General features: G+C 56.1%; 11 protein-coding genes. 6 read left to right on the forward strand and 5 right to left on the reverse strand.

From position 1 onward, the window contains the following. Positions 1-29 precede the first annotated feature (29 nt). From LN244_RS06230 to LN244_RS06240, 3 genes are all read left to right on the forward strand, one after another. Entirely contained in the window at positions 30-2,153 is a 2,124-nt protein-coding gene (locus LN244_RS06230) for a TRAP transporter permease (RefSeq protein WP_239041983.1), read from the forward strand. Positions 2,154-2,165: 12 nt separating this feature from the next. Next, positions 2,166-3,371 carry an L-2-hydroxyglutarate oxidase gene (gene lhgO / locus LN244_RS06235; RefSeq protein ID WP_239041984.1) on the forward strand — a complete coding sequence of 402 codons (1,206 nt, stop codon included), beginning with the start codon at positions 2,166-2,168 and terminating at the stop codon, positions 3,369-3,371. 232 nt (positions 3,372-3,603) lie between these two features. Further along, the gene (locus tag LN244_RS06240; RefSeq protein ID WP_239041985.1) at positions 3,604-7,329 is read left to right on the forward strand and encodes a sensor domain-containing protein; all 3,726 of its coding nucleotides are present in this window, start codon (positions 3,604-3,606) and stop codon (positions 7,327-7,329) included. Here LN244_RS06240 and LN244_RS06245 read toward each other — a convergent pair. The 5 genes from LN244_RS06245 to LN244_RS06265 all read right to left on the reverse strand — a co-directional run bounded on the left by LN244_RS06245 (position 7,322) and on the right by LN244_RS06265 (position 13,814). Continuing rightward, positions 7,322-8,272 (reverse strand): 2-hydroxyacid dehydrogenase, encoded by a 951-nt coding sequence (locus LN244_RS06245; protein ID WP_239041986.1) that lies wholly within the window; start codon positions 8,270-8,272, stop codon positions 7,322-7,324. The genes LN244_RS06240 and LN244_RS06245 overlap by 8 nt on opposite strands. Positions 8,273-8,298: 26 nt before the next feature. Next, entirely contained in the window at positions 8,299-8,754 is a 456-nt protein-coding gene (locus tag LN244_RS06250; RefSeq protein WP_239041987.1) for a MaoC family dehydratase, read from the reverse strand. A 10-nt stretch (positions 8,755-8,764) separates the two neighbouring features. After that, positions 8,765-9,475 carry a glutamine amidotransferase gene (locus LN244_RS06255; RefSeq protein WP_239041988.1) on the reverse strand — a complete coding sequence of 237 codons (711 nt, stop codon included), beginning with the start codon at positions 9,473-9,475 and terminating at the stop codon, positions 8,765-8,767. A gap of 83 nt (positions 9,476-9,558) precedes the next feature. After that, entirely contained in the window at positions 9,559-12,777 is a 3,219-nt protein-coding gene (locus LN244_RS06260) for an efflux RND transporter permease subunit (RefSeq protein ID WP_239041989.1), read from the reverse strand. Next, positions 12,774-13,814, reverse strand: a complete 1,041-nt coding sequence (locus LN244_RS06265) for an efflux RND transporter periplasmic adaptor subunit (protein ID WP_239041990.1) — start codon at positions 13,812-13,814, stop codon at positions 12,774-12,776. The genes LN244_RS06260 and LN244_RS06265 overlap by 4 nt, the downstream gene beginning before the upstream one ends. A gap of 247 nt (positions 13,815-14,061) precedes the next feature. Between LN244_RS06265 and alaC the strand changes: the two genes are divergently transcribed. The 3 genes from alaC to LN244_RS06280 all read left to right on the forward strand — a co-directional run bounded on the left by alaC (position 14,062) and on the right by LN244_RS06280 (position 16,779). Continuing rightward, positions 14,062-15,285 carry an alanine transaminase gene (gene alaC, locus LN244_RS06270; protein WP_239041991.1) on the forward strand — a complete coding sequence of 408 codons (1,224 nt, stop codon included), beginning with the start codon at positions 14,062-14,064 and terminating at the stop codon, positions 15,283-15,285. An 85-nt stretch (positions 15,286-15,370) separates the two neighbouring features. Then, positions 15,371-16,192, forward strand: a complete 822-nt coding sequence (locus LN244_RS06275) for a hypothetical protein (RefSeq protein ID WP_239041992.1) — start codon at positions 15,371-15,373, stop codon at positions 16,190-16,192. Further along, on the forward strand, positions 16,126-16,779 hold the full coding sequence (locus LN244_RS06280; RefSeq protein WP_239041993.1) for a hypothetical protein: 654 nt from the start codon (positions 16,126-16,128) through the stop codon (positions 16,777-16,779). The genes LN244_RS06275 and LN244_RS06280 overlap by 67 nt, the downstream gene beginning before the upstream one ends. Positions 16,780-16,789: the final 10 nt, after the last annotated feature.

The following is a 16,789-nucleotide window of genomic DNA, read 5'->3' on the forward strand; positions in this document are numbered from 1 at the left end:
TTTTCACTCACGTAATCAGGAATGAAGTGATGTCTGCTTCCAATGAAACCGATCAACAGACCGCCGAGAAATTGAAGGCGATGGAGTTGACCCAGCGAGACGAGAAGGGCGGAACCGGCCGTTTCATCTACTGGGCCGGCGTACTCTTCGCGCTTGCACATATCTATTTCAATACCTTGGGTACCCTGTCAGAACTTTGGGTGTCTGCAATCCATTTCTCCGGCTTCGCCCTGATCTGTGCACTGATGGTGCCCCTGTCCAAGAAGCATGGTAATGCCCGCTGGACGATCGCGGTGGATGTGGTTATCGGGTTGGTTGCCCTGGGGACGACCGCCTATCTGATCCTGTTTGAAGATGCGCTCTACGCGCGTGGCGTTCACTTCAACGCGACAGACTGGGTTGTGGCGGTTGCTGCAATTCTGGTCGCATTGGAGATGACCCGCCGGACGACGGGCTGGTTTATCCCGTCACTGATTGTGTTCTCGCTGACCTATGTGTTCTGGTGGGGACAATACATTGAAGGCATGTTCAACTTTCCGGGCTTGAGCCTGGAGACCGTGCTTTATCGCAGTTATTTCTCGTCCGAGGGAATGTTCGGCTCCATTGCCCGTATCTCCTGGACCTATGTGTTCATGTTTATCCTGTTCGGTGCCTTTCTGGTCAAATCGGGTGCCGGTGATTTCATTATCGAGCTTTCCCGTTGCGCCGCAGGGCGCATGATTGGCGGTCCCGGCTTCGTGGCCGTTTTGGGTTCAGGCCTGATGGGCTCAGTATCCGGCTCTTCTGTCGCCAATACCGTTTCTACTGGTGTGATCACCATTCCGCTGATGCAGAAGGCAGGTTTCCCGGCGCGTTTTGCGGCGGGTGTTGAGGCAGCTGCGTCTACCGGTGGTCAGCTAATGCCGCCGGTCATGGGGGCCGGTGCATTTATCATGGCGTCCTATACTCAGATTCCTTATGTCGAAATTATTGCCATTGCGGCATTGCCCGCATTGCTGTACTTCCTGTCTGTAGGCTTTTACGTGCGGGTTGAGGCCCGTCGCAGCCACGCGCATGCGGTAGAGATGCACACTCGTCCGGTCAAGGAGGTGCTGAAAGAGGGCTGGCACTGTCTGCTGCCTCTGGCTGTGCTTGTCGGATTGCTGATCTATGGTTTCACGCCGACCTACGCAGCGGGGATCTCGATTATTTCTGTCGTGCTGGCTTCCTGGCTGTCACCCAACAAGATGGGGTTGCGCGATATTCTGGATGCTCTGGCGCAGGGTTCCAAAAACATGGCGACGACCGCCATGCTGCTGGTGGCAGTGGGACTGGTTGTCAACGTGGTGGCCATGACCGGTATCGGTAACACCTTCTCATTGATGGTGACCGACTGGGCCGGTGGCAGTCTGTTCATCACTCTGGTGCTGGTTGCGCTTGCATCGCTGGTGTTGGGCATGGGACTGCCGGTCACCGCCGCCTATATCGTACTGGCGACTCTGTCGGCACCGGCTCTGTACAGTCTGATGGCAGAGCGTGAGCTGATCGAGTTGATGGTAAACGGTAACCTGCCCGAAACGGCACGTGCCATCTTCATGCTGGTCGACCCGAATAGCCTGACCGCGCTGGCGGCGCCGATGAGCGAAGCTCAGGCAACGGGTCTGCTTGAACAGGTGCCGGCAGACTTCAAGGGACAGTTGCTGGATATGGCCATCGATGCCGAAAAGCTGGCCATGATCCTGTTGGCTGCCCATATGATCATTTTCTGGTTGTCACAGGACTCCAACGTGACACCTCCGGTTTGCCTGACGGCTTTCGCGGCCGCTGCCATCGCACGCACGCCGCCCATGATGACCGGTTTCACCGCCTGGAAGATCGCCAAGGGCCTCTACATCGTACCCTTGTTGTTCGCTTATACCGGCTTTATCGGGGGCAGTATTGAAGAGGTGTTGACCGTTTTCTTCTTCGGCATTCTGGGTCTCTATGCCTTCGTTGGCTTCATGGAAGGGCATCTGGAAGGGCCGCTGAATATCGTACTTCGATTGTTTAGCGGTCTGTGTGCCCTGGGACTGCTGTACCCGCATGGGCATTTAACCTATGACTTGATTGCCGCTGTGGCCTTTATTGCCCTGTTTGTTTACAGCCGTCGTTTGGCGCCTGCTGAAGCTGTTTGAATGGATAACCCGATGCAGAGTGAATTTGATTTTATCGTGATTGGTGGCGGCATTTTGGGGCTCTCCACCGCCCGTCAGTTGCAGCAGCGTTTTCCCGGTAAACGGGTTCTGGTGCTGGAGAAAGAAAGTAGCCCGGCGCAACATCAGACCGGCCATAACTCCGGTGTGATTCACGCCGGGGTGTACTACAAACCGGGCAGTCTCAAGGCAAAGTTCTGCAAGGAAGGTAATGCAGCCACCAAAGCGTTTTGTCGTGAATATGACATTCCCTTTGATGAATGCGGCAAGCTGCTGGTTGCGACCAACGAATTGGAACTGGAGCGGATGCAGGGGCTGATTGGTCGCTGCGCCGAGAATGAACTCCCGATCGAAGTGCTGGATGCCGAGCAACTCAAGGCACGCGAACCCAATATAAGTGGTGTGGGCGCCATTTTCGTGCCCTCTACCGGTATCGTCAGCTATACCCGAATCTGCGAGAAAATGGCTGAGCTGGTGGAGGCCGATGGTGGTGTGGTGCGCTACAACACGGAGGTACGCGGTATCCGTGAACACGCGGATGGCATTGAGGTAGAAACTGAACTCGAACTTTTCTCGGGTAACTATCTGGTGTCCTGTGCCGGCCTGATGTCAGACCGTGTCGTGCGAATGCTGGGGCAGGTTCCCGATTTCAAGATTATTCCCTTTCGGGGGGAGTACTTCCTGTTGCCGCCGGAGCATAACCGGATCGTAAACCATCTGATCTATCCGATACCGGATCCGGATCTGCCATTTCTGGGTGTTCACCTGACCCGAATGATTGATGGTACGGTAACCGTCGGGCCCAATGCCGTACTGGCGTTCAAGCGTGAGGGATATCGCAAGACCGACTTCAGCCTCAGGGATATGGCGGAGATGCTGACATATCCGGGGCTCTTGAAAATGCTGGCGCGCAATCTGAAGCCGGGCTTGATGGAAATGAAAAACAGCCTGTTCCGTCGCGGCTATCTGGAGCAGGTGCGCAAGTACTGCCCTCAGTTGACGCTGGCAGACCTCAAACCTTATCCGGCCGGGGTAAGGGCCCAGGCTGTGGCGAAAGATGGCTCACTGGTCGATGATTTTCTGTTCGTCAATACTCGGCGTGCACTGGTGGTATGCAACGCACCGTCACCTGCGGCCACCTCGGCTATTCCAATTGGGGCGCATATTGTTGATCAGGTCGAGAAGCATATGGCATCCTGATTACGCCTGATCCTGCCTCAGCATATTATCCCGTCCGCTGTTAGCCGACGGGATAACCTTCTTTCTGCCAATAATGGAACTTGTTGAGCGTATTCGGTCAGCCATAAGGCTGTGACATCGATCAACTCCGGACCTGTATATAAGTTGCGACGCTCAATGTTCCTTGTTCAGCCAGCGGTTATTCGGTAGCGTGTAGCACATACTAAATTTGCTGTCGGAGCTTTGCGGATTGATGTACTCCGAACGTTCTTCCCCCCTTCAGTTTTCCCGGCTTTGGGTGCTGGTTCTGCAGTTGTTCGTACTGGTCCAACCCATCACTGCAGAGGCCGACATCGAGACTGCCAGAGGGCCGAGTTTTGCTCAGGTCTTCAGCGATTCAGACCTTCCAATGTTACTGATTGAGCCCGCCAGCGGCGAGATCGTTAAGGTCAATGACGCGGCCGCGAACTTTTATGGCTACCCGGTTGAGCAGCTCACGGGGATGCGCATCCAGCAGATCAACACCTTCACTGCTGAGCAGGTTGCTGCCGAGCGTGCCATGGCCGAGTCGGAAGGACGCAACTTCTTCATTTTCAGGCATCGCTTGGCAGATGGTGAAATCCGCACTGTAGAAGTGTATTCACGACCGTATCGTTTTGAAGGTAAGTCTCTGCTCTATTCGATCATCAGTGACATTACCCCGGGGCGACACCAGGCCGCGGACCTTTGGCACTACCAGCAAACCCTGGAAGAAATGGTGGATGCACAGGTCAGCCAGATTGAAAGCGGGCGTCGTTGGCAGCTCTGGACACTGATAGGGGCGACCCTCGCCCAGGCACTGGTGATTACGTTTCTGGTCATTAACATTAATCAGCGTCGTGAACTGGAAAAACAGAGAAAAGCAACCAATAAGGCCTTGCAAGAGAGCCGCTTTCAGCTCGAAGAGGCCCAGCGGATTGCAAGGCTTGGCAGTTGGCAACTGGATCAATCAACCGGTTTGATTTCGTGCTCGCCGGAAATGTGTCAAATGCTGGAGATGCAAGACGGCCGCGAGAAGTTTTCATACGAAAGCATTATGAAGACAATCCATCCTGACGATCTGGACGTCGTGCGTGAACGCTATCGCGAGGCGATTGCCAGGCAGGTTCCCTATGAACTTGAACACAGGCTGCTGATGCCGGATGGTCGTATCAAGCATGTGAGAGTGAGAGTCGAGAGCCGCTCTCCCGAAAAGGGTGATGATTCGATAACGGTCGGCATCGTACAGGACGTTACCGAACAGCATGTGGTTCAGGCTGCATTGACGGCTTTGGCGAACGAGTATGCGCTCTTATCCGGAGAAGACTTTTACCGGGCCGTATGTCAGCACCTGCTGGATGCTCTGGCACTGGATTACGTGTTTGTTGGTCAGCTCTGTAACGGTAATGAGGCTGTCAACGTTATTACGGGTTGTTCCGCCAGCGGGAGGCTACAGCCCTTCCGGTACGCACTGCAGGGCACTCCATGCAGCAATGTGTTGGAAGCGTTTCATTCTGTCCATCCAGAGGGTGTTGCCTGTGCGTATCCCGATGACAAACTGCTGGCCGATATGGGCATTGAGTCGTATATCGGCAGCTCTTTGCTGGATAAACAGCAACAACCGATGGGCATTCTGGTGGGTATGGGGTGTAACGCGCTGCAACAGCAAGAGCTGGCGCGTGGTTTGCTGAACGTTTTCGTTGAGAGCGTCAGTGCCGAGATGCAGCGGAGTGCCGCGGAAAAACGTATCGAAATGATCGATGCCTACCGCGAAATCATGCTCAAATTTTCCAACCGCTTCATCAACCTCAGCCTGCCAAAGGTCGATAGCGCCATTCAGGATGCATTGCATGAGATAGGTGAGTTCATCGGTGCGGACAGTTGTTATCTGTTCAGCTATGACTTGGCGGCAGGAACCGCATCCATGTCGCATGAATGGTGTGTCGAAGGGATGTTGCCTGAACAGGGAGTGCTGCAAGAGTTACCCCTGGATCAGTTCCCGGGATGGATCGAGAAGCACCGGCAGGGCCTGCCGATTATCGTCGAGGATACTGAAAACCTGCAGGAGAAGTTTGTCGCCGATATTTTGAGACGCCGCAAAATTCAGTGCCTGGTAGACCTGCCGTTGATGAGTCACGGGGAGTGCCTTGGGTTTGTGGGGGTGGCTTCTCAGCGACAGACCAACCTGTTCACCTCACAAACCGTGGATCTGCTGTCCCTGTTTGCCGGCCTGCTGACCAATATTCGTCAACGACAACAGGTTGAAGGTCAGCTTCGTCTTTCGGCCAGCGTATTCGATAACACGGACGAAAGCATCATCATTACGGATGCGGATGGCCGCATCATCTCGGTAAACAAGGCTTTCACATATACAACGGGCTATACACTTGAGGAAGTGTTCGGGCTGGACCCCATCTTCATGAATGAGCAACAGGCTGAACCGGGGTATCGCGAGAGGCTTTGGGAGCACCTGAGACATTTTGGCCACTGGAAAGGCGAGGTCTGGAACCGGGATCGTGAGGGTGAGCGATATGCTGTGCTGCAAAAGATCAACGCCTTCTTTGACAACAAGGACCGGCTGCAGGGCTACGTGTCCCTGATGTCGGACATCACGACCCTGAAACAGCATCAGCGACAGCTGGAGCGCATCGCGCATTTTGATGGCCTGACAGGATTGCCAAACCGAACGCTGCTGGCAGACCGATTGCAGCAGGCAATGGTGATGTCTCAGCGGCATCACAGCAATATCGCGATACTGTTTATCGATCTTGATGGTTTCAAAGCGATCAATGATTCTTTCAGTCACGCGGTAGGTGACAAATTGCTGGTTAAAGTGGCGCAGCGCATGAAGCAATTGATCCGTCAGGAGGATACCCTGGCCCGCCTTGGTGGGGACGAGTTTGTGGCGGTATTGGTCGATCTGGAGCAGAACGAGTCCAGTCTTCCCGTCATTCGCCGCTTGTTGGAAACCGTGGCTGAACCTGTGCGTATCGACGGGCTTGAATTGAAAGTCTCTGCCAGTATCGGAGTATCTTTCTATCCGCAGCACGATAGCCTGGATGCGGACCAACTGCTGCGTCAGGCTGATCAGGCGATGTATCAATCGAAGCAGGCCGGCAAGAATCGTTACCACCTCTTCGATGTGGAACGTGACCGGGCATTGAGAACTCAGCACGACAGCCTGGCACGGGTTCAGGCAGCCCTGCAGCAAAATGAGTTAGTGTTGCACTATCAGCCCAAGGTCAACATGCGCACCGGTGAGCTGGTGGGGTGTGAAGCATTGATACGCTGGCAGCATCCAGAACGGGGGCTACTGATGCCCGCTGCGTTCTTGCCGGTAATCGAGAACCAGCTTCTGGCCGTTGATGTGGGTAATTGGGTCGTGGAAACCGCCCTGGACCAAGTGCTTGCCTGGAAGTCACAGGGAATGGCTGTACCGGTTAGCGTCAACATAGATGCGATCCATCTGCAGCAGCCCAGCTTTGTGCAGGATCTTGCCCACATGCTGGAACGTCGCCCCAAGATACAGCCCGGGGATTTGGAGCTGGAAATCCTCGAAACCACTGCACTGGAAGACGTGGACCAGGTTTCCATGATTATTAACCGCTGCGAGGAACTGGGTGTGGGCTTTGCGCTGGATGATTTTGGCACCGGCTACTCGTCTCTGACCTATCTGAAGCGCCTGCCGGCACAGTTGCTCAAGATTGATCGCAGTTTTGTTCGAGACATGCTGGAAGACCCGGATGACCTGGCGATACTCAACGGTGTTATCCAGTTGGCTTCGGCATTTCGCCGTGAGGTGATCGCTGAAGGTGTTGAAACCGAGCAGCATTGCCGAGAACTGCTCGCGCTGGGTTGTGAGTTGGGGCAGGGCTTTGCCATTGCGCGCCCGATGCCGGCCTCCGATCTGCCTGATTGGCTGGAAAGCTGGCACCAAAGGCATAAGGGGCCGCTTAGTTAACCTGCCTAACGGGCCGGTTCTGCTGAAAAGCACGAATGTTCTCCACCGTCTGTTCGATGATGGTGGTGCGTGCCTGAACGCTGCCCCATGCGGAATGGGGGGTGATGATCAGATTCGGAATAGCCGCGTCCAGCAACAGGTTGCCGTTGCGCGGAGGCTCTTCGCTGAGTACGTCGGTGGCAGCACCCGCCAGGTGACCGGAACAGAGAGCATTCTTTAACGCGGCTTCGTTGACGATGCCGCCACGGGCGGCGTTGATCAGGAAACTGCCGGGTTTCATTCTGGCAAAAGCATCTTCGTCTATCAGGTTTCGGGTCTGCTCGGTCAGTGGGCAATGCAGGCTGATAACATCGGCGTTTGCCAGCAAGTCGTTGATTGCTGTACGGTCGGCCGGTATGTCAACGCTACCGGGTCTGGCGGCTATCAAGATGTTCATGCCGAAACAACCCGCCAGGCGGGCGACCTCCTGACCCAAAGCACCATAACCGATGATGCCCAGGGTACGTCCGTTAAGCTCCAGAATGGGGAAATCCAGCAGGCAAAACTGAGTGGAGCGGTTCCAGCTGCCATTCTTGACGGCTCGATCATAGTCCAGCAGTCGGGTATGCAGCGCCAGTATCAGGCCAAGCACGTGCTGGGCGACGGAGTGCACGCCATAGCCTTGAGAATTGCACACCACAATGCCTCTGTCGGAAGCGGCCTGAAGATCGATATTGTTGACGCCTGTGGCAACGACACAGATCAGTTTCAGGTGCTTGGCTGCGCGAATCGTCGTTGCATCCAGAACGACCTTGTTGGTGATGACGACATCGAACCCGTCAATGCGGTCGGGCACCTGATCAGTATCCGTGGTCGGGTAACAGGCCATCTCCTCCAGACAGGCGGCGATGGGTGAGAGATCAAGGTCATCAAGGCTTTGAGTATCCAGAAAGACGGCTTTCATATCAGATCCACGGATTCGATTCAGATTCAGGCGGGGCGTCGAAAAACGAGCAGCTTGGCGGTCATCACCTGCACGGCCTCTCCATGCTGGTTCAGTGTTTCGTTGCGAACCACAACGATGCCTCGGTCCGGTTTTGAACGAGAAGGAATGACCTCCTGTATTTCCATCACCACCTGCAGTTCATCTCCAGGGCGGGTTGGATTCGGCCAGTTGACTTCAACACCTGCACCAATCATGCCCTGGGCGAGAGGGATGCCACTGGTAACCATCAGCCTCATGGTCAAGGAAGCTGTATGCCAGCCACTGGCTGCCAGGCCCCTGAACAGACTCTTCTCGGCAGCTGATTCATCCAGATGAAATGGCTGGGGATCGAACTGGTCGGCGAACTCCTTGATCTGCTCGGTCGAGACTTTGAGACTCTGCGTGGTAAATCGCATGCCCGGCTTGAGGTCATCAAGATAGAGGTGTGCTGTGTTGGTCATGTTCAGGTTCCTATCGTTCATGCGTGGATTCAAGAGTGTTCAGCCATTGCTGAAAAACCCTTGTGCCAGCTAGGGCAACCTGGTTGCCCAGGGCCTGACATTGCTGACGAATCTTATCGGGGGGAATACCGTTCTGTTCAAGTTCACCACAGTGGCCGATGAGCCACTGTTCCAGTCGTGTCGGATCGGCTTCAAGATGGAACTGAAGTCCCAATACAGACGGGCCCAGGGAAAATGCCTGGCAGTTGCACAGCTCCGTGTGCGCGAGACTGACGGCTCCTTCGGGCAAGCTGAATTGCTCGCCATGCCAGTGCAGAACGCTGATCGGTTCAGGCAGGGCTCCCAAGGGACTGTTTCGACCCGCTTCACTCAGGGACAGGGGGCCGTAACCGATCTCTTTCGAGCGCATCGGGCTCACTTGGGCGCCCAGTGCCAAAGCCATCAGTTGAGCACCGAGACAGACGCCCAGCGTGGGATGGCGTTTCTGCAGTCGCTGTTTCAGCAGATTTAACTCATCCTGTAAGAAGGGATAGAAGACGCTGTCGTTGGCACTGATCGGGCCTCCCAAAATGACCAGCAAATCCGCTTCCAGCAGGCGTTTGTCGAGGCTGTCCACACCTGCATCCAGATATTGGATGGAGTAACCCTGCTTAACGAGAAGCGGTTCCAGCAACCCCAGATCTTCAAATGCCAGATGTCGTATTGCCAATGCCTGCTTCATCCTGCGGTTCCTTGTTGCTGATGCGAAACTGCCATATTAACGCCCCCTGTAGGCAGGTTAAACCTGTCCAGTGGCGTGTTGCGTCATAGCCAGCGACACCGTGCGAGGCTGAAGTACAGCAGTGGCACCACTACAATCGTGAGCAGAGTGGACATGGCCAACCCAAACACGAGCGAAATTGCCAGCCCGTTGAAAATGGGGTCGTTCAGAATGAAGTAAGCACCGACCATTGCTGAGATCGCTGTGAGTGCAATGGGCTTGATCCTGACGGCTCCCGACAGTATGACGGCCTCCTCAAGCGAAGTGCCTTCGTCCAGCAGTTGTCGGATGAATACGACCAGCAGGATGGAGTTGCGCACGATGATTCCGGCCAGCGCAATCATGCCGATCATACTGGTGGCGGTGAATTCGCGGCCGAGGAGAGCATGTCCAGGCAAGATGCCGATCAGGGTCAGCGGAATCGGTGCCATGATTACCAGCGGAAGCATGTAGGAGCGGAACTGGGCCACCAGCAGCAGGAAAATCATGAACACGCCAACACTGTAGGCCATGCCCATATCACTGAAGGTTTCATAGGTGATTTGCCACTCGCCGTCCCATTTCAGTGCGCCTGCTTCCGGCAGGGGAGGCTGGCGGATAAAAAACTGTTCTGGCGCGTTCGGGAGCTGCTCCAACCGGTCAGCCATGGCAAACATCCCGTATAACGGTGAGTCAATCGCGCCGGCCATATCCGCAGTCACATAGGTAACGGGCAGCAGGTCCTTGTGGTAACGGGCGCCGGGCCAGTCAGAGCGTTCGATGCGGGCAACACTGGCCAGAGGAATCAACTGTCCTTCACGGTTGCGCACCTGTAGCGACAGAAGTGCCGAGACTTGTGCCTTGTCGCCCTCATTGAGAATGACGCGAATCGGTATCGGGTACTTGGCGTGTTCATCATGCAGATAGCTAAGCGCGATACCGCCCACAGCGGTTTGCAGCGCCTGCACCACTTGCCCCTGAGCCACTCCCAGACGAGCAGCCCGGGCACGATCCACCACAACCTGCCACTGTTCTACAGGGGCTTCCAGTGTGGTGTCGATATCCACCAGCCCAGTTACCTGTTGCATCTGCTGCGCGACCTGCAGCGCGAGCGCGTTGCGGCGCGTTTCATCTACGGCATAGATTTCGGCGACAAGAGGCGAGAGTACCGGCGGGCCGGGTGGAATTTCGACGATCTTCACGGCTGCGTCGAAGGGCGCTGCAATGGCTTGCAACGGTGCGCGTAGCGAGGAAGCAATGTCGTGGGATTGCTGTTCGCGGGCGGTTTCAGCCACCAGATTGATTTGCAGGTCACCCTGCCAGGGATCGGACCGCAGGTAGTACTGGCGAACCAGACCATTAAAGTTGATCGGCGAGGCAGTTCCGGTGTAACTCTGCCAGTTGGCGACTTCCGGTAAGGTTTCCAGATGAGTGCTTAATGCCAGCAGTAAGCGTTGGGTTTCTTCCATCGGCGCCGACTCAGGCATGTCGACCACCACCTGCAACTCGGATTTGTTGTCGAACGGCAGCATCTTGAGAATGACGAACTGGTAGAACGGCAGTGCCATCGAGGCCAGCATCAGGCCGAGCACACCGAGACTGAGCAAGCGGCGGCGCCAGCTGTGATCAGAGAGGAAGGGACCCAAAACCCAGCGGAAGACGTTCAGTGAAACCGGACTGACGCCATCTGCAGAGCTGCCGGTCTCCTGGATTTCACTCTGGCGATGGTGCAGCAGTCGCATCGCCAGCCAGGGGGCCACGACGAAGGCGACAATCTGTGACAACACCATTCCGGCAGAGGCATTGATCGGAATCGGACTCATGTAGGGCCCCATCAGGCCTGTAACGAATGCCATCGGCAGCAGAGCGGCCATGATGGTCAAACTGGCCATAATGGTGGGGGTGCCTACCTCATCCACGGCTACCGGGATGATATCGCGAATGCTGTGGGTGGAGTTCTGGATACGGCGGTTGATGTTTTCGGTGATCACGATGCCGTCATCGACCAGAATGCCGATGGAAAATATCAGTGCAAACAGCGATACACGGTTCAGGGTAAAGCCCCAGGCCCACGAGAACACCAGGGTCAGCAGTAATGTCACCAGTACCGCGATGCCAACGATGGTCGCCTGACGCCAGCCCATGGCTGCCAGCACCAGCAGTACCACGCAGACGGTGGCCGAAATCAGGTCGGAAATCAGCTTCTTTGCCTTGGCAGAGGCGGTTTCGCCGTAGTTTCGGGTGATAACCAGCTCAATGCCTTCCGGCAGAGATCGCTGGCGTAACAATTGAAGCCGTTCTTCGATGGCCGTAGTGATGTTGATCGCATTTTCGCCAGGTTGTTTGGCGATCGCCAGCGTGACAGCCGGGTAGACTTCGCCCACCTTTCCAGGTCGGTCTTTGGCCTTTCCGGGACCGAAGCCGATCATCACGCTTTGATCGGGCTGGGTGTCGCCACGGTTGATCTCGGCAATATCGCGCATGAAGACGGCAGCTCCCTTATGCATACCTACGACCAGGTTGCGCACATCATCAATCTGTTCCAGCAGCTGCCCTGCCTGTACCGGTACCGACAAGCTGTCACGAGTGGTTCTCAGTCCCTGTGAACTGGCGTTGGCGGCTTGCAGGGCAAGGGCGATATCGTCCAGCGTAAGACCGTAGCCGGCCAGCAGGGCAGGGGCGAAGCGGATATCGACTCGATCCGGCACGCCGCCCACGGTGTAGATATCGCGTGTGCCGGGGATACGCTTGAGGGCTACTTCGAGCATGTGCGCCATGCGTGTCAACTCGGTGCCGGCATAGCGTTGCTGCGGGTCATACAGCGTCAGCGACATGATCGGCACGTCGTCAATGCTGCGTGGCTTGATCAATGGCTGTGTTGCTCCAAGATCGGCTGGCAGCCAGTCCTGGTTCGAATACACCTGATTATACAAACGCACCAGTGCTTCCTGACGGGTGACACCGACCCTGAACTGTACGCTGATCACCGCCATCCCCTGGCGGGAGACGGAGTAGACGTGCCTGACCCCCTCGATTTCACTCATCACCTGCTCCGCCGGGGTCGCGATCAGGCTTTCCACTTCGGAAACACTGGCGCCGGGCAGCGCAACAATAATGTCGGCCAGTGTAACATCGATCTGCGGCTCCTCTTCCTTGGGTGTAAACACCAGCACCAGAATGCCGAGCAGGATGGATATGAGGGTCAGCAAGGGGGTGAGTTTTGAGTCCTGAAAGACGCGAGCAATGGCGCCGGATGGGCCTACAGGAGGAAGCGGCTGGCTCACTGGATGCTCTCCTGATCGGATTCGGTGACGCCGTTAACGCTCTGTGGTCGTGTCACAATGCGTTCACCGGCCTTGAGTCCGGCCAGTACTTCTATGAGTTTTCCATTGCGGACCCCGGTACGAATCTGGCGCAGGCGAGGGTGGCTGTTTTCATCCAGTACGAAAACGGCGCGTAGCTCACTGCGGTGGAACAGGGCTTCATCGGGTATCCAAAGTGCCTCGCGGGTTTCCACCGGTACGCTGACTTTGACCAGCATGCCGGGATAGAGCTGGCCATCTGGCTCAGTTAGCGGCATGCGCAGACGGAAGGTATGAGTGGCCGGATCGGCATAGGGGTAAAAGGTGATTTCGCCGGTTTCCAGCTCCTCCCCGTTGGGGAGGGTGACCCGTGCACGGCGCTGCTCACGCGCCAGTCCTGCATACTGCTGCGGCAGGTCCAGTACCACGCGAAGGTGCTGAAGCGATAGGCCGGTCAGCAATGGTTGGCCTGGGTTGACGCTCTCACCCAACTCAACGTGACGTTCAACCAGGATACCGCCATAGGGCGCGGTGATGCGGGTGTAGTCAAGTTGCTTCTGCGCCTCGTCGACGGATGCCTCGGCCTGGGCCAGCCGTGCCTGTGCTGCATTGAACTGGTTGCGCGCCTGATCCAGTGCCTGCCTGGCAACCAGTTTACGGTCATGCAGAGACTGGATACGACTGAGCTGCTGGCGTGAATCCGTCAGCCCTGCTTGCGCCTCGGCGAGGCCCGCCCGAGCCTGCTTCAAACGGGCCTGCTGTTCGCTGTCTTCAAGTTGGACGATCAATGCACCGGCCGGTACGGAGTCATCCACATCGAAAGGCAGTGCTGTCACCCGTCCACTGGTTTGAGCGGAGACGGTGCTCTGCTGTACCGCCTCTATGATCCCATCCAGCTGCAGATATTCTTCCAGTGCCTGTCGCTGCACAGTGAAACTCTGAATGTCCGCTGCTGTGGCGGCAGGCAGGGAAATGGTCAAGATGGCGAGTAAAAGAGGCAGGGTATGCAGCAGGGGCATGGTGCCGCTCCTTGGGACAGGTCCATGAGATTAATATTAGATGATATTCATGTAATATACCGATGCGGTCAACGCTCCGGGGCAAGTATTTTGTTGATGCTCAGTCCCTCAGTATAGGCACGTGCAAAAAAGGTACAGGCCAAGGCTGGCGAAAGTTCAGAATTGGGTTTAGTCTCGATACACGGCCATGATGACATGGTCGGCGTCGCTCGGACGGTTCCGGGCGCTGACGTTTTTCGAGGTTTACATGACAGACAAGACCGGTGTGCGTCCCGTACGCCATTTTTCCCGTATTGATCGCCTGCCACCCTACGTTTTCAATATTACCGCCGAGCTGAAGATGGCCGCGCGCCGTCGCGGTGAAGATATCATCGACTTCAGCATGGGAAATCCGGATGGCGCCACCCCGCCGCATATCGTCGATAAGCTCTGTGCGGTTGCACAGCGTGAAGATACGCATGGCTACTCGACCTCCCGTGGTATTCCTCGGTTGCGTCGTGCCATTTCACGCTGGTACGAAGACCGATATGACGTTGAGATTGACCCCGAAACCGAGGCGATTGTGACCATCGGTTCCAAGGAAGGCCTGGCGCATCTGATGCTGGCGACCCTGGACCATGGCGATACGGTACTTGTCCCTAATCCCAGCTATCCGATCCATATATACGGGGCCGTGATTGCCGGCGCTCAGGTGCGTTCAGTGCCGCTGATCCCCGGTGTGGATTTCTTCGTTGAGCTGGAGCGCGCGATCCGTGAGTCCATTCCCAAGCCGAAGATGATCATCATCGGTTTTCCGTCCAACCCGACCGCTCAGTGCGTTGAACTGGATTTCTTCGAGCGTGTGGTCTCTCTGGCCAAGCAGTATGACATTATCGTGGTACACGACCTCGCCTATGCCGATATCGTGTATGACGGCTGGAAGGCTCCGTCGATCATGCAGGTGCCGGGTGCCAAGGATGTGGCGGTGGAGTTTTTCACCCTGTCCAAGAGCTACAACATGGCGGGTTGGCGAATCGGTTTCATGGTCGGCAATCCTGAACTGGTTCATGCGCTGGCGCGGATCAAAAGCTATCACGACTATGGCACCTTTACGCCGTTGCAGGTGGCGGCAATCGCTGCACTGGAAGGTGATCAGCAGTGTGTGCGCGATATTGCCGAGCAATACCGCCAGCGCCGCAACGTGCTGGTGAAAGGGCTGCACGAGGCAGGCTGGATGGTGGATATGCCCAAGGCATCCATGTACGTCTGGGCGAAAATTCCCGATGAGTATCGCGACATGGGGTCCTTGGAGTTTTCCAAGAAGTTACTGGCTGACGCCAAGGTCTGTGTGTCGCCGGGCATTGGCTTTGGTGATTATGGCGATGACTATGTGCGTTTTGCCCTGATTGAGAACAAGGACCGCATTCGTCAGGCGGTGCGGGGGATCAAGTCCATGTTCCGCAAGGATGGGCTGCTGGCCTCGGGCGGCTGATCGAACAACACTTGAACCGCTGCCAGTCAGCGGTTTTTTGTGTCAGGTATCCAGCTTTGAGCGTTGAATACAAAAGGAAAAAATCTTGATGATGGAGCCCGGCTGGCCGGTCAACAAGGATTGGCAAAAGGGGCAGAGTCGCCCTGAAAATATCAATGCACGCTTTTATACCGCTGTCCTGGCAACATCGATTTTTCTGCTGGTGATGGCGGCAATCAATTTGAGCCAATGGGGGGCGGTCGAGTCGGCACTCTATCGTTTCATGGCGTCTGATTTCACCCGTTTTGATCCTTTGCTGGTGCTGCCTTTCATGTTGCTGGTTGGGCTATTGGGACTGCCGGGTACATGGAGAGAGTTCGTGCGTTGGCAACGGCAGCGTGCTCTGGTGATGACGCTGGATCCGCTGCCGGCTGCACCGGACGGTGAACTGGGAGGGCGCCTGATCGTTCCATTGAGTTTGCCGCCAGATGCCGATATTAACGTTACCCTCAACTGCATGCGCAGGGTCGTGACCAAAGGCAAGAATGCCAGTGTGCGCGATGAGTTGTTGTGGCAGACACCTGCCGTCATCAGGCAGATGCGCTCGATCAAGGGCACGCGTATTGAATTCTGCGCACCGTTGTCCGAACAGCAGCCTGCCAGCAGTTTTGAACAGGGTAAACGTAAGCATTGGTGGGCCATTCGCGTGGAAGTGCCGGAAGCGGGTTTGACGCGACCTTCCCGGTTCCGGTCAGTCGTCAGGCGAGCAAGAAAACGTCTGATTACCGCTTCACTGAGCGGGAGCGACAACAGGCCACGGAGGCTGCACAGAGTCCTGTGCGTTCATGGCAACAGGATAACGTGGGCAATGATGGCCAGAGCATTACCTTCCCGGCAGGTCGCAGCGGCAAGGCCGCATGGGTACTGATGCTGACCGGTCTGGTGTTCAGTGGCGTTGCTGCCTTTATGGCGTATAACGTCTGGGACGAGTTGCATTCACCGCGCATCAGCTACTTTGCATTGATGGTACAAGGCATGATCCTGCTGGGCTTTGGCCTGTTCAGCCCCGCACTTTTGCTGGGCGGCCTTTATATGCGCTGTAATCAGCTACAGCTCGATGCCGGCCCGCAGGTGCTGGTGACCACTCGACGGTTTCTGGGGTTCAATCATCAGCGCTCTATTGCTGTCGCTGATGTCGAGGGAATGGCAGAGCGCATTGTGGGCCGCATGGGACAGGGAGTTGAATCCGAGCTTGAGTATGCCATCGATGCGTATATGAAGGATGGTCAGCGGATACGTCTTGGGGATGGTATTCAGGGTCAGCAGGAAGCCGAATTGCTCCTTGCCCACTTGCAGGCATTGACCGGTATTGAGCACCGGCCTGATCCGGCGACCTATCGCTTGCAGCGCAGTATAACGCCGACTTGGGTGCTGTGGCTGCCGGTGTTGTTCAAGTCGACCGGCATATTGATCTTCGGCCTGACAATCGCCGCGTTTCTGGCTGATTTCTGGTAAGTAGAGGGTG

The sequence above is a fragment of the Marinobacterium sediminicola genome (assembly GCF_022343685.1).
GTDB lineage: Bacteria > Pseudomonadota > Gammaproteobacteria > Pseudomonadales > Balneatricaceae > Marinobacterium > Marinobacterium sediminicola.

Excerpts from the sequence above, each read along its gene's own strand:
- LN244_RS06230 (WP_239041983.1), top strand. The coding sequence starts at position 30 with ATGTCTGCTTCCAATGAAACCGATCAACAGACCGCCGAGAAATTGAAG.
- lhgO (WP_239041984.1), top strand. The coding sequence starts at position 2,166 with ATGCAGAGTGAATTTGATTTTATCGTGATTGGTGGCGGCATTTTGGGG.
- LN244_RS06240 (WP_239041985.1), top strand. The coding sequence starts at position 3,604 with ATGTACTCCGAACGTTCTTCCCCCCTTCAGTTTTCCCGGCTTTGGGTG.
- LN244_RS06245 (WP_239041986.1), bottom strand. The coding sequence starts at position 8,272 with ATGAAAGCCGTCTTTCTGGATACTCAAAGCCTTGATGACCTTGATCTC.
- LN244_RS06250 (WP_239041987.1), bottom strand. The coding sequence starts at position 8,754 with ATGACCAACACAGCACACCTCTATCTTGATGACCTCAAGCCGGGCATG.
- LN244_RS06255 (WP_239041988.1), bottom strand. The coding sequence starts at position 9,475 with ATGAAGCAGGCATTGGCAATACGACATCTGGCATTTGAAGATCTGGGG.
- LN244_RS06265 (WP_239041990.1), bottom strand. The coding sequence starts at position 13,814 with ATGCCCCTGCTGCATACCCTGCCTCTTTTACTCGCCATCTTGACCATT.
- alaC (WP_239041991.1), top strand. The coding sequence starts at position 14,062 with ATGACAGACAAGACCGGTGTGCGTCCCGTACGCCATTTTTCCCGTATT.